Origin of the sequence: Pseudarthrobacter naphthalenicus (assembly GCF_029076445.1) — a bacterium.
Taxonomy (GTDB): Bacteria; Actinomycetota; Actinomycetes; order Actinomycetales; family Micrococcaceae; genus Arthrobacter; species Arthrobacter naphthalenicus.
The window spans coordinates 13,484-34,194 of the sequence record NZ_JARESG010000012.1; the positions used below are offsets into that span (position 1 = coordinate 13,484).

Below are 20,711 nucleotides of genomic sequence, written 5' to 3' on the forward strand. Positions count from 1 at the left end.
CCAAGGAGCAACCATGTCAGTGCACATCGAATCCCCGTTGGGCTTTACCGCGGACTTTCCCGAGCACACCCAGGTCCTCGAGGATTCCGCCGCCGGACCCAACACCGAGCAGTACGGCCTGCTCGGCGGCGTCCTCGTCACCGTGATCAAGGACGATAACTCCGTCACGGATGCGCCCGCTGCCAACGGCTGGGCACACCTGATGTCGGACTTCTACCGGGATGAACACGCCGGTGTTGTATTGACTGAAGGTGAGCTGAACCTTCCCGGAAAAGCGGCGTATGCCGTCCTGGTGGGCTACTCGGATTCTGCCGGAGCGGCGAGGGTGGCCGCGACGGTCGGGGTGTGGGAAAACAACCGGTTCATCGGCGTTGTGGTGATCTGGCCGTATGTCAACCCGGAAATCGAACCGCGCGTGGACATGCTCAAGGAGATCGTCGCCTCAATCAGCGTGGCCTGACCCAACTAGGTAGCAGTAAGTGTCGTTTTGAGCGCTCAAAACGACAGATAGCGCTACCTACATTCTGGGTTGGCGGGTTCAGCGGCGCCGGTAGCAGAGGTCGAAGATCAACCGGCCGGCCTCATGGGCTTTGGCTTCGAAGCTGGTCCGGATGCGGCCCTCGAAGCGGGGAGCCCAGCCTCCGGTCTCATCCACGCCCTCGTTGGGGCCGGTGTGTTCGGTACTGACCGGGGCCCTGCCCTCCCGGACCGGCGCGCCGCCCACCAAGGACTCGACGCCGGACTGCCACACCTGGGTGAGGGGGCTTTCGGGCCCGTGGCGCTCGCCGGTGTGCAGGTTTTCAAAGTCCGCGGAGTCCGCCAGGACGTCGCGGACGTGCACGGCGTAGTTGGACCAGTCGGTCGCGATCCGCCACAGGCCGCCCGGCGTGAGCGCCCGCGCCGCAAGCGCTGCGAACTCCGGCTGGATGAGGCGCCGCTTGTGGTGCCGTGACTTGTGCCAAGGGTCGGGGAAAAACACCCAGAGCTCGCTGACGGAGCCTGCCGGCAGCATGGTGGCCAGTACCTCGGGCGCGTTGGCCTCCACCACCCGGACATTGCTTAGCCCTCTGCTGTTGATCTTGATGATGGTGTTGGCCAGGCCCGGCGTGTAGACCTCCACGGCGAGGAAATCCGTGTCCGGGTTCTGTTCGGCGGCATGGCAGATGGCATCGCCCAGCCCGGAGCCGATCTCCACAATCAGCGGCGCCTTCCGGCCGAATTCCGCCTCGGCGTCGAACGTGTAGTCCGGGTGGACCGAGGTGTTCGCAATGTGCCGGGGCACGTTCACAGCCCAGCGGTCTGAATGCTCTTCCCAGGCTGTCTGGCGGCGGCCCTGCAGGCGGGTTCCGCGGCGCACGAAGCTGACGGGCCTGCCGCCGTACGTGCCGAACGACGCCTGGGTTCCGGGGGTCACCGGCCGCGGGACATGCGGAGGCTGGGGGGTTTCTGGGGATTCGCTCATCCTCTTCAGGATACCCGCGCCGTGCGGTCGGCCCCTGGCGCTTAACCTGCCGGAGCGCAGGAACAGGCAGTGGCACAATGGGTGCCGTGACCCGAGCTGACAACGTTGACGTACCCGGACTCCTTGTCGACGCCGAGATCGATGATGTCCCGCCGGCGCCCCCCACCGCCCTCCCGGGCGGCCCCCGCAGCCGCCGCGCCCTGGCCTACCTGGGCCTTTGCCTGGTGCTCATCGGCCTGAACCTCCGGACGGTTTTCTCGAGTTTCGCGGCGGTACTTCCGGAAATAACGTCCGACGCCGGCCTGCCGGGCTGGGCGGTGGTGGTGCTCACCACAGTGCCGGTCACCCTCCTGGGCGTTTTCGCGCCGCTTGCCCCGGTTTTGGCGCGCCGGTTCGGCGCGGAACGGGTGCTGCTGGGTGCAATGGCGGTGCTCACGGCAGGGCTGTTGCTGCGGCCCGCGGACCTTGGCGGGCTGGTGCCTGGCGCCGGTCATCTGCCCACGCTGCTGCTGGGGACCGCGTCCTGCGGTGCGGCCATCGCCCTGTGCAACGTCCTGCTCCCCGGGTTGGTGAAACGCGATTTCCCGCACCGGCTGGGCCTCATGGGCGGCCTGTACACCACTGCGATCTGTGCCTCGGCTGCCCTCGGCGCCGGCTTTACGTACCCGGTGTTCACGGCAACGGGGGAGTGGACGGCGGGGCTCTGGTTCTGGGCGCTGCCCGCCGCCGTCGTTCTTCTACTGTTCCTTCCGGTGGCGCTCCGGCAGCACCCCGTCCGGCACCAGGCCGCCGGGGACGGTGTCAACGTGTGGCGTTCGGCGGTGGCCTGGCAGGTGACCATCTTTATGGTGCTGCAGGCCATGATGTCCTTCAGCGTGTTCGCGTGGCTGGCTCCGATCCTGCGGGAACGGGGCGTGGACGGCGGCACCGCCGGCCTGATGGTGTCCGCCTCGATCCTGATGCAAATGCTGGGCTCGCTGTTCGCCCCTGCCCTCGCGGCACGGTTCAAAGACCAACGCGCCATCAACGTGGTGGTGGCCCTTATGACCGGCGGCGGCTTCGCGCTGAGCATCTTCGGGCCGCTGGATCTCATTTGGGTGTGGGCCGGGCTGCTGGGGCTGGGGCAGGGGAGCCTGACCGCGGTGGCCCTGACCATGATCATGCTGCGGACCCGCGACGGGCACACCGCCGCGCACCTGTCCGGGATGATGCAGGGCGTGGGCTACGGGGTGGGTTCCACCGGCACGCTGATGGTGGGCCAGCTGCACCAGGCCACCGGATCCTTCACGGCCGCCGGACTGCTCTTCCTGCTGGTGGGCCTGCTGGCCGCAGTGTTCGGCTACCGTGCCGGACGGAGCAGGTACATCGGCGCCTAGCCGTTCCTCGACCCGCACCATCTTCGTTGCCGGAACGTTGCAAAGCCGGGCCGGAAATCCATTGACAGGCCATGAGCCGCGCCTTAGATTTGCCGTAACGTGAATCACCTTTCAGGTTCACTCCGGATTTCGCTCGCACCACGTTCAGATTTTGCGGTATTCAACGAAAGGCATCCCGTGAAGGATACAAAGAAGTTCCTGCTCGCCGCCGTTATGGCCACGGGCCTGGCCCTCACTTCCTGCGCCCCCACACCCGGCACCAGCGCCCCTGCAGGCTCCGGCAAGGCCGAGGCCCAGCCGGTGGACGTGGGGATCATCTACTCCAAAACCGGCCCCCTCGCCGCCTACGGCGAAACCTACTACCAGGGCCTGCAGGCGGGAATCGACTACGCAACCGGCGGCACCGGTGAAGTCAACGGCGCCCAGATCAACCTGACCTACGCGGACGACGGCGGCGATCCGGACAAAGCGGTCACGGCAGCCAAGGATTTGATCGGCAAGGGCTACAAGATCATCGGCGGCACGGTGGTCTCCGGCATCGCGCTGAAGCTGGCCGAACAGGCCGCGCAGAACAATGTCCTCTACATCTCCGGCCCCGCAGCCACCGACGCCATTCAGGGCATCAACAAATACACCTTCCGTTCGGGACGCCAGAGCCTCCAGGACGTAGCAACTGCAGGTTCCTTCCTCGATGCCAATGCCAAGAAGGTGGTGGTTTTCGCGCAGGACAACGCCTTCGGCCAGGGCAACGTCGCGGCCGTCAAAGCCGTCCTCGGCGCCAAGGGCGCCACGGTTGACGCTGTCCTGGTTCCTGAAGGGCAGGAACTGACCCCCTTCGCCCGCCAGCTCATCGACGCCAAACCGGACATGATCTTTGTGGCCTGGGCGGGGGCAACCTCCGGCACCATGTGGCAGACCCTCAGCCAGCAGGGCGCCTTCGATGTGGCTCCGGTGGTAACCGGACTCGGCGACGCTTCAACGTTCGGCGCGTACGGCGAGGCGACCTCCAAGATCAGCTTCCTGAGCCATTACTTCCCCGGCGCTTCCGGCACGGAGGTGGAAAAGAAGATGATCGCCGCCGTCGAAAAGGCCGGCCACAAGGCGGATCTCTTCACCCCGGACGGCTTCGTCGCCGGTCAGATGATTGTCCAGGCCATCAAGGAGGGCGGTGCGGATTCCACTGAGCTGATGGTCAAGGCGCTGGAAGGCTTCACCTTCGACGGCCCCAAGGGCAAGGAAACCGTCAGGGCCACGGACCACGTTCTTGAACAGAACATGTACCAGGCCAAGCTGGTGCAGAAGGCCGGCGTCTGGACCCCCGAGCTCGTCGCCGTGGTTCCCGCAGACGACGTGACACCGCCGGAAAAGCAGTAGCGCCGCCCGACTGCCGCCGGCGCGGTGCAGCTCACAACCCGCGCTGCTCAGGAAAGCCCGCCGCTCCGGCGGACACAACGAAGGGTCCAACCATGGATGCCCCAGCCTTAGCCCTGCCTGCCCTCGCGGTGGACAGCCTCGGCCTGCAGATCGGCGGTGCCCGCATCCTCCAGGATGTGAGCTTCGCCGTAGGCGCCGGCGAAATGATCGGCGTGATCGGCCCCAACGGCGCCGGCAAAACCACCCTGTTCAACCTGATCTCGGGGGTGCTGCGGCCTACCCAGGGCAGCATCAGCCTCAACGGCAGGGAGATCACGGCGGCGCCTATCCACCGCAGGGCAAAGGCAGGGCTGGGGCGGACCTTCCAGACCTCCAACCTGTTTCCCCGGCTCAGCGTCCTGGAGAACGTCCGCCTCGCCGCGCAGGCCAAGATGGGCGGCAGCTTCAACCTCCTGCGCTTTCCCTCCGCGTCGGACGAAGCCACCCGGATCGCCCGCGGCACCATCAGCGAAGTGGGGCTAACCGGCCAGCTCACGACGGCGGCGGGGGACCTTTCGCACGGCGAGAAACGCAAGGTGGAAATCGCCGTGCTCCTCGCGACAAATCCTGCCGTGGTCCTTCTCGACGAGCCGATGGCGGGCGTCGCCTCGGGCGATGTCCCGTCGCTGAGCGCGATCATCCGCAGCATGCACCGCGACCGCGGCTGCACCGTGATGATGGTGGAGCACCACATGGATGTGGTCCTGGGCCTGGTGGACCGGGTGGCCGTGATGCACCACGGCAGCCTCCTTGCCCTGGACAGCCCCGACGCCGTGATGGCCGATCCCACCGTTCAAAGTGCCTACCTTGGAGAACCCGTATGACCGCCCCCATCCTCCGGATCCAGGGACTCAACGCCCACATCGCGGGCCAGCAGGTGGTGGAGGATGTGTCCTTCACGGTTCCGGCCACCGGCATCACGGCCCTCCTGGGCCGCAACGGAGTCGGAAAAACCAGCACCATCAAAGCCATCATCGGCCTGATCGACCGCAGCGGCCTGGTGGAACTCGACGGCGTCCGGCTGGAGAAGGAGCCAACCTACAAAATCATCCGCAGCGGCGTGGGCTACGTCCCGGAGGACCGCGAAGTGTTCTCCAAGCTGACGGTCGCCGAGAACCTCCGGCTGGCCGAACGCGACGCCGCGCCGCGGCGGCAGCTCGTGGAGGACCTCTTCCCGGACCTGCTGGCCCGCTCCGGCCAGATGGCCGGCACGCTGTCCGGCGGCCAGCAGCAGATGGTGTCGCTGGCCAGGGCCCTGCTGAACACCAACAAAATCCTCCTTGTGGATGAACCCACCAAGGGTTTGGCCCCGAAGATCGTTGCCGAAGTGGCCGAAACCCTCGCCGAGGCGGCCAAGACCGTCCCCATCCTGCTGGTGGAACAGAACCTGCAGGTGGTCCGCCGGCTCGCCGAAGGTGCCGTGGTCCTCTCCGGCGGCCGCGTGGTCCACACCGGAAATGCGCTGGAGTTCCTCAACGATGACGCGCTGACGCACCGGCTCTTGGGCGTCTCCACCGAGACGGCACCCCCGGCACCCCCGGCACCCCCCGCCGCGCCGGCAGAGAAGGGAGCAGCCCTGTGAGCACCGTGGTCCTCCTGCTGTTCACCGGGCTCGGCCTTGGAGCCCTCTATTTCCTGGTGGCCGCCGGCCTGTCCCTGATCTACGGACTGATGGGCGTGCTGAACTTTGCCCACGGCGCGTTCCTCACCCTCGGCGCCTTCACCGGCTGGGAAATCGCCCGCCGCACCGGCGCCGACAACTGGTGGACGTTCCTGCTGTCCCTGCTGGCGGGGGCGGTGGCCGGAGCCGTGTTCGCCGCGTTCACCGAGTTCGTCCTCATCCGCCGGCTCTACCAGCGGCACATCGAGCAGGTCCTGATCACGGTGGGCCTCTCGCTCGCCGCGGTGGCCCTCTTTGACGGCATCTGGGGCACCGACCCCGTGTTCATCCAGGGACCGGCCTGGTTCAAGGAAACCACCGAAATCCTGGGTGCCCGCATTCCCAACGACCGGTTCATCTGCATCATCGCCGCCGTCCTGGTGCTGTTGGCCCTGGTGTTTTTCCTGAAGAACACCCGCTACGGCATGATCATCCGGGCCGGCGTGGAGAACCGGTCCATGGTCACCGCGCTCGGCATCGACGTCCGTAAAGCCTTCACCCTCGTGTTCACCATCGGCGGCGCCGCGGCGGGCCTGGGCGGGGTCCTGGCGTCCCACTACTTCGGCTACGTGTCCCCGCTGCTGGGCGGCTCGCTGCTGATCTTCGCCTTCATCGTCACCGTCATCGGCGGACTCGGCTCCCTGACCGGCGCGGCCATCGCCGCCGTAGCTGTCGCGGTGCTGCAGCAGTTCGCCAACTTCTACCTCGGCGGCACCGGCGACTTCGTTGTGGTGCTGGCCCTGGCGCTTGTGCTGCTGTTCCGTCCCTCCGGCCTGCTCGGGAGAACCTCATGACCACCGAAACCGACGCCACCGAAACCCAGGACACCAGCGGCAATCCCGCGGGGCCGGCTACGTCCCGCCGCAACGCAGCCGACGGCGGCGGCCCGCGCCCGCGCCTCACCCGCGGCAGGGTGGTGGGCGCCGCCGTCGGAATTGCGGGAATTGTCCTGCTGGTCCTGCTGCCGCTGCTCAATCTGTCCCTGCCCGGCGTGCTGCCGGGCCCCACCTACACTCCGGGGTCGCTGCAGCTGCTGGCCATGTGCATGCTGATGGCCGCTGCCGCCCTCACGTACCATCTGCTGCTGGGCGTCGCCGGGCTGCTCTCCTTCGGCCATGCCCTGTACTTCGGCGCCGGCGTCTACGGGCTGGCCATCATCCTGCAGAACCTGGACATCCCGCTGCTGCCGGCCATGGGTCTGACGCTGCTGGTGGTGATTGTGCTGGCCCATGTGGTGGGCAGCATCAGCCTGCGGGTCAGCGGCATCCCGTTCGCCATGGTCACCCTGGCCTTCGCGCAGGCCGGGTCGGTGGTGGTCGGGAGGAATCCGGAAGGCGTCACCGGTGGCGATGAAGGCCTCACACTGCGCACGGACAACCTGCCGGCGTTCCTGGTGGGAGTGGTCAACACCCGCAACCTTTACTGGCTGGCGCTGGCTGTCCTGGTGGCCGTGTTCATCATTGTCACGTGGGTCCAGTCCTCGCGCGCCGGCCATGTTGCGGCGGCCGTCCGGGAGAACGAGCTCCGCGTCCGCGTACTCGGCCTGCAGCCGTATCTGGTCAAACTGCTGATCTTTGTGGTCTCCGCCGTTCTGGTCTGCATCATCGGCATGGTCTTCCTGTTGCTGCAAAGCGGCGCCGTGCCCCGGGCCGTGTCCGCCGACCTCACCATCACCCTGCTGGTCATGGTGGTCCTGGGCGGGGTGGGCTCACGCTGGGGCGCGGTGATCGGCGGCGTCTTTTACACCATCCTGGATCAGCGGCTCACGGCGCTGGCGAACTCTGACGCGATCGATGCGCTCCCGGACATCCTGCGGGTGCCGTTGTCAGAACCGCTGTTTATCCTCGGTACCCTGTTCGTTCTGGTGGTGCTTTTCCTCCCCGGCGGCCTGACGGGAACCGCCCAGCGGCTGGCACAGCGCCGCAGCCGTCGCGGCGGGGACCGGGTACAGAAGTCCCGGGAAATCCTGGAGGAGGCCGCATGACCGGCACCAGCGGGCCGGGCCACGCGGACGGGCTGCACACCCTGGGCCGCTGGACCACGGACCGCAGCCTCGCCACGCCGCACCGGATCGCCATCGACGACCGCGGCCTCACCCTGACCTACGCCGAGCTGGAACGGCGGGCGGCCAACCTCGCGGCCGCATTCCGGGCCGCCGGTTACGTTACTGGCGACAGGATCGCCACCCTGACCGGCAACAGCTCGGACCACGTGGTGGCCTTCTTCGCCTGCGCCAAGGCCGGGCTGGTGCTGGTGCCGCTCTCGTGGCGGCTCTCGCCCCGCGAACTCTCCGCCCAGCTTGGCCTGGCGGATCCGCAGCTGCTGCTGGTGGAAGATGACCTGGACGCCCTGGCCGCCGCGGCGTGCTCGCTGCTGCCCCAACCGCCACGGACCGCGGCGCCCGGCCCCGGCGGCGTCGAAAAGTCCGTGCCCGCACCGACGCGCCTGCTCCGCCCGGAGATGGTTCCAGCGGAACCCGTCAGGGCAGTGCGCGACGACGACGCCCTCCTGATGATCTTCACTTCCGGCACCGAGGGGGCCAGCAAGGCCGCCGTGCTGACCCACGCGAACTGCTTCTGGACGAACCTCTCGCTCTCCCGGACCCTGGACATGGCCAGCACCGACGTTGTCCTGGCCGTCCTGCCCCAGTTCCATGTGGGCGGCTGGAACATCCAGCCGCTGCTGGCCTGGTGGGCCGGTGCCACAGTGGTCCTGGAACGGGGTTTCGAACCGGGCCGGGTGCTCCAACTCATCGCCGAGCGCCGGGTGACCATGCTGATGGGCGTCCCTACCCAGTACCGGATGCTGGCCGAGCACCCGGACTTCGCACAGAGCGACCTCAGCAACCTGCGCCATGCCGTGGTGGGCGGCGCGCCCATGCCGGCGCCGCTGCTGCGGATCTGGCACCGCCGGGGCGTGGCCCTTAGCCAGGGTTACGGGCTCACGGAGGCCTCGCCCAACGTGCTGTGCCTGGCCAACGAGGACGCCGAACGAATGGTGGGCTACTCCGGCAAGGCGTACCCGCACGTGGCCGTCGCGGTTGCCGATCCGGTCACCGGCGAAGTGCTCGACGGCGCCGCCACCGGCGAGTTGCTGGTGGCAGGACCCGGCGTGTTCGCCGGATATTTCCGCGACCCTGCCGCGACGGCGGCCGTGCTCGCCGGCGGCTGGCTGCACACCGGTGACCTGGTGGAACGCGACGCCGACGGGTACATCCGGGTGGTGGACCGGCTCAAGGACATCTACATTTCCGGCGGCGAAAACGTTGCCCCGGCCGAGGTTGAGGCGGTCCTGCTGGCCCACCCCGCCGTGGCACAGGCCGCCGTCGTGGGTGTCCAGGATGAGCGCTGGGGCGAAACCGGAGCGGCCTTTGTGGTGGTGCGCGCCGGTATGGCCACGGATGAGCAGGAACTGCTCGAGCACTGTGCCGCCCAGCTGTCCGCCGTCAAGGTCCCCGCCACCATCTCGATGGTCGGGACCCTGCCCCGCACGGCGCTGAACAAGGTGCTGCGCGCCAGGCTGCGGCAGGAACTCGCCGGCCGCGCACCGGCTGCGCACGCGGAAGGCGGCCGGCCATGAGCGCCCAGCCACGCACCGCCAGGGGCACCCGGACCAAAGCCAAACTGCTGGAAGCCGCCGAAGCGGTGTTTGCCTCCGTGGGCTATCACGAAGCCTCGATCGTCAAGATCACTGAAGAGGCCGGCGTCGGGCTCGGAACCTTTTACCTGTACTTCGACGGCAAGCAGGCCATTTTTGACGAGGTGGTGGAGGACCTCAACCGGCGGGTCCGGCATGCCATGACCGACGCCGCCCGCAACGCCGGTACCCGGATTGAGGCCGAACGTGCCGGCTTCCGGGCGTTCTTCCGGTTCACGGCGCAGCACCCGGCGCTGTACCGGATCATCCGCCAGGCCGAGTTCGTTTCCCCCGGCGCCCTGCGGCTGCACTACACGCGCATTGTGGACGGCTACATTGCCGGACTTAAGGCTGCCCAGCTCACCGGCGAGGTCCGGGACATGGATCCCACTGTTGCCGCCTGGGCGCTGATGGGCATCGGTGAACTGATCGGCATGCGCTGGGTGCTCTGGGATGAAGAAGGCACCGATCCGGTCCCGGGCGCCCGTCCGGACGTTCCGGAGGACGTGTTCGAGGAAATGATGCAGTTCATCGAACGGGCCCTCGCGCCCACCCCAGATTCCACCCCGCTCCAGGAAGGGAAAGCCCCATGACGCAAGCAGCCAACGGCACCGGCTACCGGACCACCGACGTCGAGGTCCGCGGCGGCACCCTGCACACCGCACTGTGGGGCCCGGACGATCCCGTGGCGCCCACCATCCTGGCCGTCCACGGCGTTACGGCCTCGCATAAGGCATGGCCGTACCTGGCCGAGGCCCTGCCCGGGGTCCGGATCATCGCTCCCGACCTGCGGGGCCGCGGCCGCAGCAACATGCTGCCCGGGCCTTACGGGATGCCCACACATGCGCAGGACCTGGCCGCCGTCCTGGCCGCGCTCACCACGGGGCCGGTGGTGGTTGTGGGGCATTCCATGGGCGCCTTTGCCGCGCTGGTCCTCGCGAACCTGTTCCCCGAGCGGGTTCGTTCGCTGGTCCTGGTGGACGGCGGGCTGCCGCTGCAGGTGCCCGCCGGAATCTCGGACGAGGACGTGGTGGCCGCAGTACTGGGGCCGGCCGCCGAACGCCTGAACTCCACGTTCCCCAGCCGTGAGGTCTACCGGTCTTTCTGGCGGCAGCACCCGGCGTTCAGCGCGGACTGGACCCCGCTGGTGGAGGACTATGTGGACTACGACCTGACGGGGGAGGAGCCGGACCTGAAGCCGGCCACCCGCTACGAGGCCATGGCGGAGGACACCGCCGAGCTCCACCGGGGCGCATCGCTCCTTAAGGCGCTGGATGAGCTGGCCGTCGACGTCCAGGTGCTCCGGGCACCGCGCGGCCTCCTCAACGAGCCCGCCGCCCTGTACTCGCCCGGCTATCTTGAGGACTGGGCGGAGAAGCTGCCGACCCTCCGCGTCCGGGAGGTGCCGGACGTCAACCATTACACGATTGTCATGGGCAAGGCGGGGGCCCGGGCCGTGGCGGAGAGTGTGCAGGAGGCCCTGGCGGTACGCTGAAACGTGCGAGACTCCACCCTCCCCTCAACGGGGACCACCGCCGGGATCCTGCAGCGGCCGTACCTGTGGGTGACCATCGGCGCGTGCTCCCTGGTGTTCCTGGCGGCGTTCGAATCGCTGGCGGTGACCACCATCATGCCCGTGGTCAGCCGCGAGCTGAACGGCGCCAGCCTGTACGCGCTGGCCTTTGCCGGGCCCATGGCCACCGGGGTTATCGGGATGGTGGCGGCCGGCAACTGGTCCGACCGCCGGGGACCCACCCTGCCGCTTTACGCCTCCGTGGCCCTGTTCATGCTGGGCCTGATCATCGCCGGCACCGCCGTGTCCATGCCAGTGCTGGTGGCGGGCCGGCTGGTGCAGGGGCTGGGCGGCGGGGCCCTGACCGTGGCGCTCTATGTGGTGGTGGCCCGGGTCTACCCTGCAACCCTGCACCCGGGCATCTTCGCCGCCTTCTCCGCCGCGTGGGTCATTCCGTCGCTGGTGGGGCCCTTCGCGGCAGGCATCGTGGCGCAGGTCCTGAGCTGGCACTGGGTGTTCCTCGGCGTGGTGGGGCTGGTGGTGCCTGCGCTGGTCATGATCGTCCCGGTGCTCCGCGGCATGGACGGCCAGCCCGAACAGGCAACCCTCCCGCCCTGGGCCGTGGGCCGGATCGCCTGGGCTGCGCTCGCCGCGCTCGCCGTCCTGGGCCTGAACCTCTCCGCGGACGTGACCGTTGCGGGCTTCCCCGCAACCCCGGCGCTCCTGGCCGCGGCCGCCGTCGTCATTGCCTTGATTGCCGTGCGCCCGCTGGTGCCCCGGGGAACGCTGCTCGCCCAACGCGGCCTGCCGAGTGTGATCCTGACGCGCGGGCTGGCCGCCGCAGCGTTTTTCGGTGCCGAGGTTTACCTGCCCTACCTGCTGATCGACCAATACGCATTTGCGCCGACGTTCGCCGGACTGGCCCTGACCGCAGGTGCGGTGGCGTGGGCCGGTGCCGCCGCCATGCAGGGCAGGCTCGGCGGCCGGCTGCAGCACCGAGCCGCCGTGCGCATCGGCTCACTGCTGGTGCTGGCCGCCATCACGCTCACGCTGGCGACGGCGGCACTCCACTGGCCTGCCGCCGTCGCGATTGCCGGCTGGACCTTCGCCGGCGGCGGCATGGGGCTGCTCTATCCGCGGCTGAGCGTCATGACACTGGCCCTGTCCACGAAGGAGAACGAGGGCTTCAACAGTTCGGCCATGTCCATCGGGGATTCGCTGGGCGGCGCACTCTCCCTGGCTACCACCGGAATCGTCTTCGCGGCATTTACGACGACGGCGGAATCGTTCGCGGGAGTGTTCGTCCTGACGGCCGTGCTCGCCGTCGCCGCGGTGGCCGTGGCGCCGCGGGTGGGGAGCGCCGGGAAGGCGGCGCGGCCGCCTCAGTAGTCAGGCGAGGCGGGTGGCGCGGAGCACGGTATCGGCGATGACGGCCTCCTGGCCGTCCGGGCCCGTGGCAGGCCGGTCCCGCGTTGTGCTGACCTCCACCTGCCAGTCAGGGGACTTGATGCCAAGCTCCTGCACGAGCTGCTCCGGGGTGTAGAACATGTCCGGGTGGGTGTGGTTTCCCCACGGCGGCAGGCGGTGGGGGTGGTGACCCACAATCAGCAGCGTGCCGCCCGGCTTGACCGCGGCAGCCGCGGTCAGCAGTGCCGTCGGCCACACCAGCTGGGGACCGTGCAGGAAATGGGAGGACACCAGATCGTACTTCTCGGTGGGGTGCCACGCTTCCAGGTCGCACTGTTCCCAGTGGATGCGGCTGGCAATGGCGCCGGGGCCGGCATGCACGCTCTCGCGGTCCAGGGCGTCCTGTTCGTGCCTCGCCGCGCGTTCCAGGGCCACGGCGGAAACGTCGACGGCGGTGACGGTCCAGCCCCGCTGCGCGAGCCAGATGGCGTCGGCACCTTCGCCGCATCCCAGGTCCAGCGCCTTGCCCGGCCGCAGCCCGTCGCCTTCGCGGACCAGCTGGGCGTTGGGTTTGCCGCTCCAGATCTGCGGCTTGCTGCCGTATCTTTCGTCCCAGGCCTCAGCGGCGCTTTGCTGCCGCTGGTCGCCTTGGCGAGTGTCGCCGTCGTGCGTTCCGTGGTGATGGCCCTCGCCCTGTTCAGTCATGCCCCAAGCCTGCCCCGGCCCGGCGTGGAAGGCAACGGTCCGGTCGGCGCTTCCCCCCCAACTGAGTAGCGCTATGTGTCGTTTTGAGGGGTCAAAACGACACATAGCGCGACCTACATGGGCGGGTGTGCAGGGCAGGAATCGGGGCTCCGGCCGACGGGATGCTATGCTTAGGGAACTTGATGTGCAGTGATGCCCGCTTGCTCCCGGATCTGTGGATTCCCTGATGGGTGGAGTCCCAATTGTTTGGGAAGCGGGTTTTTTCATGTGAGAGGCACATCCTGCGTCGATGAACGCGTTCCATTTGGTCCCGTCAGCCGCCCCGATATGGGCAGCAGCCCGGTTGATCACCTGAATTTTCTTCGGCGAAACCCTTGAGCCAACCGGCATCGGGGGCCGATATCCACCTGGATACCGCCTGAAAGACCTTGAATCTATGACTACTTTTGCTGCCCTCGGCACGCCCAAAGAACTTGCCGAGACCCTCACAGCCCAGGGAATCGTTGAGCCATTCCCCATCCAGGTCAAGACCCTCCCGGACACCCTGGCCGGACGCGACGTCCTAGGCCGCGGCCGCACCGGCTCCGGAAAGACCATCGCTTTCGCCATCCCGCTTGTAGCAAGACTCGCTGAGCGGGAAGCAAAGCACTTCCGGAAGCCCGGCCGCCCCATGGGCCTGGTCCTTGCACCGACCCGCGAACTGGCCACCCAGATCAACGCCACCATCGAGCCGATGGCCAAGGCCATGGGCCTGAACACCACCGTGATCTACGGCGGCATCTCCCAGGCCCGCCAGGAAAAGGCCCTGCGCGCCGGCGTCGACATCGTCATCGCCTGCCCGGGCCGCCTGGAGGACCTCATCCGCCAGCGCATCCTGACCCTCGAAGCCGTTGAGGTCACCGTCCTGGACGAGGCCGACCACATGGCCGACCTCGGCTTTCTGCCCGTGGTCAAGAAGCTCATGGACATGACCCCCAGCCAGGGCCAGCGCCTGCTGTTCTCCGCCACCCTGGACAACGGCGTGGACAAGATCGTCCAGCGCTACCTGTCCAACCCGCTGACCCACTCGGTGGATGACCCGCAGGCAGCGGTGACCACCATGGAGCACCACGTGCTGGTGGTCAACGATCAGACCGTCAAGAAGCAGGTTCTTGTCGAGCTCGCCTCCGGTGCCGGCCGCCGCGTACTTTTCATGCGGACCAAGCACCACGCCCGCAAGCTTGCCAAGACCCTGACCGACGCCGGGATCCCCGCCGTCGACCTGCACGGCAACCTTTCGCAGAACGCCCGTGACCGCAACCTGGCTGAGTTCTCCTCCGGTGACGTTCGCGTCCTGGTGGCCACCGACGTCGCCGCCCGCGGCGTCCACGTGGACGACGTCGAGCTGGTCATCCACGTCGATCCGCCCACAGAGCACAAGGCATACCTGCACCGCTCAGGCCGTACCGCCCGCGCAGGTTCGGACGGCACCGTGGTTACGCTGACCCTCCCGGAGCAGCAGTCCGACGTCAAGAAGCTCATGAAGGCTGCCGGCGTCGAGGTCAACTTCGAGCGCGTCACCGCCAACTCCCCGCTGGTTGCTGAACTCGTGGGCGAAATGGCCGACAAGATCGATCCCCGCACCCGTGCGGCACTGCTGGCCACCAAGGCCAAGCAGCAGGGCGGCGGCGCCTCCACCGGTGCCAACGCCGAGCGCAAGCGCGCCCGCCGCAGTGGCCAGGCCGCTCCGACGGCCGGCGGCCGCGGTGGACGTGGCGGCCGCGGACGTGTCTCCACCGAGGCTCCCCGCACCGTCCTGCCCCGTGCCGAGCGCCGCGCGGTGGCCTACGAAGGACGGACCGAGGCACGCGCCGCGTTTGATCGCGTAGCCGAGCAGAATGAGGACCGCGCCATTGCGGCCGCAGCTGCACGCCGCAACGCCCGTGGCACCACTGCGTCGACGCACCGCAACGACGTCCCCGGGGCAGGTGGCCGTGCATCGGCTGGCCGCGGTTCAGACGGACGCAGCACTGAGGGTCGCACCGATTCCCGCATCACCCGCAGCGACGCTCCCCGCGGCGGAACCGGCCGTCCGGCTTCCTCCGGCCGCCCGGCGTCGTCCGGCGGACAGCGCAACGGCCGTCCGGCAACGGGCCAGCGCGCAGCCGGCGCCCGCACAGCCGGCGCAGGCGCAGGTGCCCGGACCGGCGGGTCAGGCCAGCGCTCCGCAGGCGCGGGCGCAGCCGGCGGCAACAAGGCTGTCTGGTCCTCCAACACCGGTGGCACGTCGGGTGGCTCCTACGCAGGCGGCGGCAACGGCCGTTCCGGCGAAGGCCGTCCGGCCCGCAGCGGCCCCCGCCGCGCATCGGCTCCGGCTTCAAACGAACGCCGCAGCCGCTAGGTCCCCAACCCACGCCTTAAAACACCATCGAGTGCTCCGTAACCGCCGTTTAGAAGGTTCATAACGGCAGGTACGCAGCACTCGATGCGTGGTTTAACGCTGTTTTACCAGCCTCGGGCGCGCCACTCTTCCAAGTGCGGGCGTTCCGCGCCGAGGGTGGTGGGGTTGCCGTGGCCGGGGTGCACCACGGTGTCGTCCGGGTAAACATCGAACAGCCGCTCGCTGACGTCGCTGATCAGCTGGTTAAACCGTTCCGGATCCTTCTGGGTGTTGCCCACGCCGCCGGGAAAGAGTGAATCCCCGGAGAAGATGTGGGCGGGCCCGGCCGGATCCTGGTAGACCAGGGCCACTGAGCCGGGGGTGTGTCCTCGCAGGTGCACGGCAGTCACGTCGAAACCCTCGAAGTTGCCCACGCTCCCGTGGTCCAGCAGGACATCCACCTTCACCGGCAGCTCCGGGGCGTCGTCTGTCCCGGCCGCTGTCCGCACACCGGTCGCTTCCACCAGGGCAGGCAACGCGCGGACGTGGTCCCAGTGCTGGTGCGTGGTGACAATCAGTTTCAGTGTGGGCGTTGCGGCGGTGTCCGCGGCAGCGTCCCGCAGCAGCGCCTGGATGGCCGGAAGGTCATCCGCGGCATCAATCAGCAGCTGCGCCCCGGACTCCTTGGCGGTCAGCAGGTAAACATTGTTATCCATCTCGCTGACCGATATCCGGCGGATGGTGATGTCCCGTAAGTCGTGAATGAGCGTGTCCATGGGCACCAGTTTATTCACGCCCCTCGGACACCCAGCCCGGATCCGCCGAGCGGGAACCGACGACGGCGTCCGCGGCCTGATCCAGCGCGTTCAGTTGCGTCGGGGTCAGGTCGAGGGCGAGGGCACCCAGGTTTTCATCGATCCGGTGCGTTTTGCGCGTGCCGGGGATGGGGACCACCGGCAGCCCCAACCGCTTTCCCTGGGCCAGCAGCCATGCGAGCGCTACCTGCGCCGGGGTAGCGGACAGTTCCGTGGCCACGGCCTGGACCGCCGCCACCACGGCCTGGTTCGCGTCCGCGGCATCCGCTGCGAAACGGGGGATCCGGCGTCGGAAGTCCTTTGCTCCGAGGCTGGAAGCGTCCACGGTGCCGGTGAGGAATCCCCGGCCCAGGGGCGAATACGGCACAAAACCCACGCCCAGTCCGGCGGCGGCAGGAACAACGTTGCGTTCCACGTCGCGGCTCCAGATGGACCATTCGCTTTGGACTGCGGCGATCGGATGGACCGCGTGGGCTTCAGCCAGCTCCTGTGCGGTCACCTCAGACAGGCCAAGGTGTTTGACCTTGCCTTGCTGCACAAGCCCCGCCATGGCCTCCACGGTTTCCACTATCGGAACGCGGAGGTCACGGCGGTGCATGTAGTAGAGGTCGATCACGTCCGTGCCGAGGCGCTTCAGGCTGGCGTCCACGGCCTGCCGGACGTAGGCGGCGTCGCCCCGGATGTCCGTGTAGCCGTCCGTGGGGGTGCCCACGAGGCCGAACTTGGTGGCGAGCTGAACCTCCTGACGCCTTTCCTTGAGCAATTTCGCGATGAGTTCCTCATTACCGCCCCCGCCATAGATGTCCGCGGTGTCAATGAAGCTGACCCCGGCGTCCACGGCGTGGTGCAGGGTCCTGAGGGCCTCGTCCTGGTCAACATCGCCGTACACGGGCGTGAGGGCCATCCCGCCGAAGCCCAGGGGGCTGACGTTGAGGCCGTCGCCAAGGTGAACTGATGGTGCGGTCATGCGCGTGCTCCGTTCCTTGAGGAATCCTGCAGTGTGCTGGTGCGTGTGTCAGCCAAGAACCCCGTGTGTGGCGTGAGTATTCCGGGGTGCCGCTCATCGAGGGGCGGGATCTCGCCGCTCCGGCGCCGTCTTAGCGCCGGGATCTCGCCGTTCGACGCCGGGAAATCAGGCCCACGGGATGATCCGGTCCGCCGCGGGGCGGGTGGCTTCGATAAGCCGTGCGTTTGCCTCATCCGGACCCGAGGCCCAGGCTTCCGCGGCGCCGCGTTCCATGCCGAACTCCACATGCCGGCCCACCAGCCGGGCCAGCCTGACCGCGGGTGGCGTGTCCATGAACCAGACCTCGTCCAACTGTGCCCGGACGTCCTTCCACTCAGGCGTGTCCGCGAGCAGGTAGTTCCCCTCGGTGATCACCAGGGAAGCTGAGGCGGGGACGGCGATGGACGCGGCCACGGGTTCGTCCAGGGTGCGTCGGAACTCCGGCGCGTAGACCACTTCCTCGTCCCGCCGCACCAGGCGTCGCAACAGGGACAGGTACCCGCCGACGTCGAACGTGTCCATGGCCCCCTTGCGTTGCCGCAGCGGTGTCCCGTCGATGATGGCGTTGCCCAGATGGAAGCCGTCCATCGGGACCACCACGGCAACCTCAGGGCCAAACTCCTGCTGCAGGCGGGCGGCGAACGTGGACTTGCCCGAGCCGGGCGCCCCGGTGATGCCCAGCAGGGTGCGGTGGCCGCCATCGAGCCTGTGCCGCAGGGCGCCGATCGCCGCAAAGATTTCGGGGGAATCCATGGCAAAAGCCTAGCCCGGGCGCCGGGCCTCCCGACGTCCGGCGTCAAGAACGGGAAGACTCAGCAGGGGGCCTGGGGGCGGCCGCCAGGTCAGCGCCGCCCTTCGCATCGGCGGGCAACGACTTCAGCCCCGCGGCGCAGCCCACAATCCCGGCGATGAACAGCACTTTCAGGAAGCTGAAGGGCTCGACGCCGGTGGCCATCGCCCAGCCAACCGTCAAGGCCGCCCCGATACCCACCCAGACGGCGTACGCGGTGCCGAGTGGAATGCTGCGGATGGCCAGGCCCAGCCCGATCATGCTCAGCGTGGACGCCACCGCGAAAACCACGGTGGGCAGGGGAACCGTGAAACCGTTGGACAGCCCCAGCGCGGTGGCCCAGACAGCCTCAAGAAGGGCAGAGCCAAGCAGCAGCAGCCAGGCAACGGAACGCGTGCTCATCACGCCACCACCTTCAGGCCAACCACGCACGCGGCGATGCCGGTGAGCAGCAGGAGGCGCGCCGTCGTCGGACGTTCTGCCTTGGTGACCATGGCGTAAGCGGAGGTCAGCACCACGCCCACACCCACCCAGACGGCGTACGCGGTGCCGGTGGGGATGGACTGCATGGCGAGGGCGAGGCCGGCCATGCTGGCGAGGACCGAGGCCAGGAAGAGGACGGCGGGGGCGATGCGGCGCCGGCCTGTTGATTCGAAGGTGCGGTGCAGGGCCGCTGCCCAGACGGCCTCCAGCGACCCGGAAAGAATGAGGATTAACCACGACATGACAGATCCTTTGGCCAGTCTTGTCGCGTGCCGGGTACTGAACCGTCGTCCGGAGGCCCGTTTGCAGGGCCTTGCTTTTCAGGGTAGCAAACCGCGACGGCGGGTGCCCGGGCAAGTAGGTAGCACTATGTGTCGTTTTGGGCCCTCAAAACGACACATAGTGCTACCCAGTTGGGGTGGCGGGACCCACCTTTAGCCCGCCACGCGGTCGATCGACACCACGGCCAGGAAGCCGCGTCCCAGGATCTCGGGGGAGCGGATATCGGAACCGACGACGGCGTCATAACGGTTGAGTGCCTCGGGTGCGGCGGGTGCGGACGCTTCCGCAGTACCGGAACCGTCGGAAGCCCCCGCAGCGTCGGAAGCATCCGCAGCGTCGGCATCTTCCGCAGCGCCGGAAGCCCCCGCAGCGCCCGGGCTGACCGTGGCCTGCCCCTGCAACAGCACGGCGAGCTGGCCCGCGAAGACCGGATGCGCGCGCTTCTTGGACAGTTCGATGATGGACGTGAAGCCCTTGAAGGAACCGGTGCGGGTGATGACGTTGAGGTCCCGGATATCGCCGGTTGGCAGGGCACCGTGCGCAGCCGCGTCACCGGAGAATCTGAAGGGCCGGTACTTCTCCAGGGGATGCTCGGCGCCGTCAAGGGTGAGCAGGAGCAGTTCGCCGTCCACCACGGTCAGCACCCGCTCCATGCCGGGGAATGCCGAGAAATCCCCGGCCCTGGTGACATCGGCGATGCTGACGCGCCAGTCCCAGGCGCCGTCCTGCGCCGAAGCTGCCTTGGGATGGCTGGCCAGTTCGCGGGATACCCCGCCGCCGTTGCGCCACGGTTCGGACCTGAGTTCTGCGAAGCGGATGATCTCCATTCGTCCAGCCTAGTTCGTTGGGCAGGTTCGCCCGGCAGGCTGCCCGGGTGCGTGGCATGCTGGGTGGATGCGCAAGCGGATCACGGAAGAACAAGCCCGGCTCCTGGCGGCCTGGCTTGGTTCCTTCAGCGTGGTGCGGGATTACAGCTGGCCCCTGCAGGACACCACCGTCCTCCACGTCCGGACGGTCTCCGGCGAGGAACTCATCGTCAAGGCGAGCACCACCAGCCACCACATCCGCCGCGAAATTGCGGCCCACGGCGCCACGCCTGCAGCCGCCGGCGGCACACACCTGACCGGCCGGGTCCCTGACCTGCGGCACGCTTCGGCCGAGGCCGGGATCCTGGTGACGGGGTTCCTGCCGGGGACGCTGGTGGAAGGAACTCCCGCCGAGGATGACCCAGAAACGTACCGGCAGGCTGGATCGCTGCTGGCACGGATCCACCGGCCGGCTGGCGAGTCCAGGCACTATGCCATGGCCCTGACCGCCAAGACCTGGTCGTGGCTGGACCGTGCACGCGGGCTCGTGCCAGAGGGGCAGCTCACCAGTCTCGCGCAGGAGCTTGCCGCGTTGCGGCCGGGGGCGGTGCAGCTGGTCTCCACGCACGGCGATTATCAGCCGCGCAACTGGCTGTACGACCATGGGCAGATCAAAGTCATCGATTTTGGCCGGGCCGACGCGCGTCCGTGGGTGCACGACCTCGTCCGGCTCAGCCATCAGCAGTTTGTTGGCAGGCCCGGGCTCGAAGCCGCGTTTTATGACGGACTGGGAAAGACCATGGGGCCTGAGGATGCCGCCCTGTGGCGTCTGGAGAACCTGAACCAGGCCATCGGCACGGTGGTCTGGGCGAACCAGGTTGGGGACGGCGCCTTTGAGCAGTCCGGACGGACCATGGTGGCGCGCGTGCTGGCCGCCACCCGAGGAATCCGTCCCGCGGGCAATCCCTGCTAGTGTCCTCCCGGGGGACATCGCGAAG

21 protein-coding genes and 1 riboswitch are annotated in these 20,711 nt (G+C 68.2%); of the genes, 13 read left to right on the top strand and 8 right to left on the bottom strand.

What is annotated here, in order from left to right:
• The first annotated feature begins 13 nt into the window (after positions 1-13).
• Positions 14-460, top strand: a complete 447-nt coding sequence (locus tag PY310_RS12815; RefSeq protein WP_275214795.1) for a hypothetical protein — start codon at positions 14-16, stop codon at positions 458-460.
• Between the two features lie 78 nt (positions 461-538).
• Here PY310_RS12815 and trmB read toward each other — a convergent pair whose 3' ends face one another.
• Entirely contained in the window at positions 539-1,462 is a 924-nt protein-coding gene (gene trmB, locus PY310_RS12820) for a tRNA (guanosine(46)-N7)-methyltransferase TrmB (RefSeq protein ID WP_275214796.1), read from the bottom strand.
• 77 nt (positions 1,463-1,539) lie between these two features.
• Between trmB and PY310_RS12825 the strand changes: the two genes are divergently transcribed.
• The 10 genes from PY310_RS12825 (at position 1,540) to PY310_RS12870 (ending at position 12,449) form a co-directional block, all read left to right on the top strand.
• Positions 1,540-2,838: an MFS transporter gene (locus PY310_RS12825; RefSeq protein ID WP_419095483.1), complete on the top strand. Its 1,299-nt coding sequence runs from the start codon at positions 1,540-1,542 to the stop codon at positions 2,836-2,838.
• Between the two features lie 177 nt (positions 2,839-3,015).
• A complete protein-coding gene (locus PY310_RS12830) occupies positions 3,016-4,212 on the top strand; it encodes a substrate-binding domain-containing protein (RefSeq protein ID WP_275214798.1) in 1,197 nt (398 codons plus the stop codon).
• 92 nt (positions 4,213-4,304) lie between these two features.
• The gene (locus tag PY310_RS12835) at positions 4,305-5,075 is read left to right on the top strand and encodes an ABC transporter ATP-binding protein (protein ID WP_275214799.1); all 771 of its coding nucleotides are present in this window, start codon (positions 4,305-4,307) and stop codon (positions 5,073-5,075) included.
• Positions 5,072-5,833 carry an ABC transporter ATP-binding protein gene (locus PY310_RS12840; RefSeq protein WP_275214800.1) on the top strand — a complete coding sequence of 254 codons (762 nt, stop codon included), beginning with the start codon at positions 5,072-5,074 and terminating at the stop codon, positions 5,831-5,833. The genes PY310_RS12835 and PY310_RS12840 overlap by 4 nt, the downstream gene beginning before the upstream one ends.
• Entirely contained in the window at positions 5,830-6,705 is an 876-nt protein-coding gene (locus PY310_RS12845) for a branched-chain amino acid ABC transporter permease (protein WP_275214801.1), read from the top strand. The genes PY310_RS12840 and PY310_RS12845 overlap by 4 nt, the downstream gene beginning before the upstream one ends.
• Positions 6,702-7,895, top strand: a complete 1,194-nt coding sequence (locus PY310_RS12850) for a branched-chain amino acid ABC transporter permease (protein ID WP_275214802.1) — start codon at positions 6,702-6,704, stop codon at positions 7,893-7,895. The genes PY310_RS12845 and PY310_RS12850 overlap by 4 nt, the downstream gene beginning before the upstream one ends.
• Positions 7,892-9,490 carry a class I adenylate-forming enzyme family protein gene (locus PY310_RS12855; RefSeq protein ID WP_275214803.1) on the top strand — a complete coding sequence of 533 codons (1,599 nt, stop codon included), beginning with the start codon at positions 7,892-7,894 and terminating at the stop codon, positions 9,488-9,490. Before PY310_RS12850 ends, PY310_RS12855 begins: the two co-directional genes overlap by 4 nt.
• A complete protein-coding gene (locus tag PY310_RS12860) occupies positions 9,487-10,140 on the top strand; it encodes a TetR/AcrR family transcriptional regulator (RefSeq protein WP_275214804.1) in 654 nt (217 codons plus the stop codon). Before PY310_RS12855 ends, PY310_RS12860 begins: the two co-directional genes overlap by 4 nt.
• Positions 10,137-11,042 carry an alpha/beta hydrolase gene (locus PY310_RS12865; protein WP_275214805.1) on the top strand — a complete coding sequence of 302 codons (906 nt, stop codon included), beginning with the start codon at positions 10,137-10,139 and terminating at the stop codon, positions 11,040-11,042. The genes PY310_RS12860 and PY310_RS12865 overlap by 4 nt, the downstream gene beginning before the upstream one ends.
• Positions 11,043-11,045: 3 nt before the next feature.
• Positions 11,046-12,449, top strand: coding sequence for an MFS transporter (locus PY310_RS12870; RefSeq protein ID WP_275214806.1), 1,404 nt, complete (start codon positions 11,046-11,048; stop codon positions 12,447-12,449).
• Here the strand turns inward: PY310_RS12870 and PY310_RS12875 are convergent, their stop codons facing one another.
• The gene (locus tag PY310_RS12875) at positions 12,450-13,172 is read right to left on the bottom strand and encodes a class I SAM-dependent methyltransferase (RefSeq protein WP_275214807.1); all 723 of its coding nucleotides are present in this window, start codon (positions 13,170-13,172) and stop codon (positions 12,450-12,452) included.
• Positions 13,173-13,608: 436 nt separating this feature from the next.
• On the opposite strand from PY310_RS12875, the gene PY310_RS12880 reads away from it, so the two are divergent.
• Positions 13,609-15,552 (top strand): DEAD/DEAH box helicase, encoded by a 1,944-nt coding sequence (locus tag PY310_RS12880; RefSeq protein WP_275214809.1) that lies wholly within the window; start codon positions 13,609-13,611, stop codon positions 15,550-15,552.
• 104 nt (positions 15,553-15,656) lie between these two features.
• Here PY310_RS12880 and PY310_RS12885 read toward each other — a convergent pair whose 3' ends face one another.
• From PY310_RS12885 to PY310_RS12910, 6 genes are all read right to left on the bottom strand, one after another.
• Positions 15,657-16,307 (bottom strand): MBL fold metallo-hydrolase, encoded by a 651-nt coding sequence (locus PY310_RS12885; RefSeq protein ID WP_275214810.1) that lies wholly within the window; start codon positions 16,305-16,307, stop codon positions 15,657-15,659.
• 10 nt (positions 16,308-16,317) lie between these two features.
• Positions 16,318-17,313, bottom strand: a complete 996-nt coding sequence (locus PY310_RS12890) for an aldo/keto reductase (RefSeq protein ID WP_275214811.1) — start codon at positions 17,311-17,313, stop codon at positions 16,318-16,320.
• A 165-nt stretch (positions 17,314-17,478) separates the two neighbouring features.
• Entirely contained in the window at positions 17,479-18,105 is a 627-nt protein-coding gene (locus tag PY310_RS12895) for a nucleoside/nucleotide kinase family protein (RefSeq protein WP_275214812.1), read from the bottom strand.
• Between the two features lie 43 nt (positions 18,106-18,148).
• The gene (locus PY310_RS12900; RefSeq protein ID WP_275214814.1) at positions 18,149-18,544 is read right to left on the bottom strand and encodes a DMT family transporter; all 396 of its coding nucleotides are present in this window, start codon (positions 18,542-18,544) and stop codon (positions 18,149-18,151) included.
• Positions 18,544-18,867, bottom strand: coding sequence for a DMT family transporter (locus PY310_RS12905; protein WP_275214815.1), 324 nt, complete (start codon positions 18,865-18,867; stop codon positions 18,544-18,546). The genes PY310_RS12900 and PY310_RS12905 overlap by 1 nt, the downstream gene beginning before the upstream one ends.
• A gap of 9 nt (positions 18,868-18,876) precedes the next feature.
• Positions 18,877-18,942, bottom strand: a riboswitch (guanidine-III (ykkC-III) riboswitch).
• Positions 18,943-19,059: 117 nt separating this feature from the next.
• On the bottom strand, positions 19,060-19,734 hold the full coding sequence (locus PY310_RS12910) for a HutD/Ves family protein (protein ID WP_275214816.1): 675 nt from the start codon (positions 19,732-19,734) through the stop codon (positions 19,060-19,062).
• 67 nt (positions 19,735-19,801) lie between these two features.
• Here PY310_RS12910 and PY310_RS12915 point away from each other — a divergent pair, with 67 nt between their 5' ends.
• Entirely contained in the window at positions 19,802-20,686 is an 885-nt protein-coding gene (locus PY310_RS12915) for an aminoglycoside phosphotransferase family protein (RefSeq protein WP_275214817.1), read from the top strand.
• Positions 20,687-20,711: the final 25 nt, after the last annotated feature.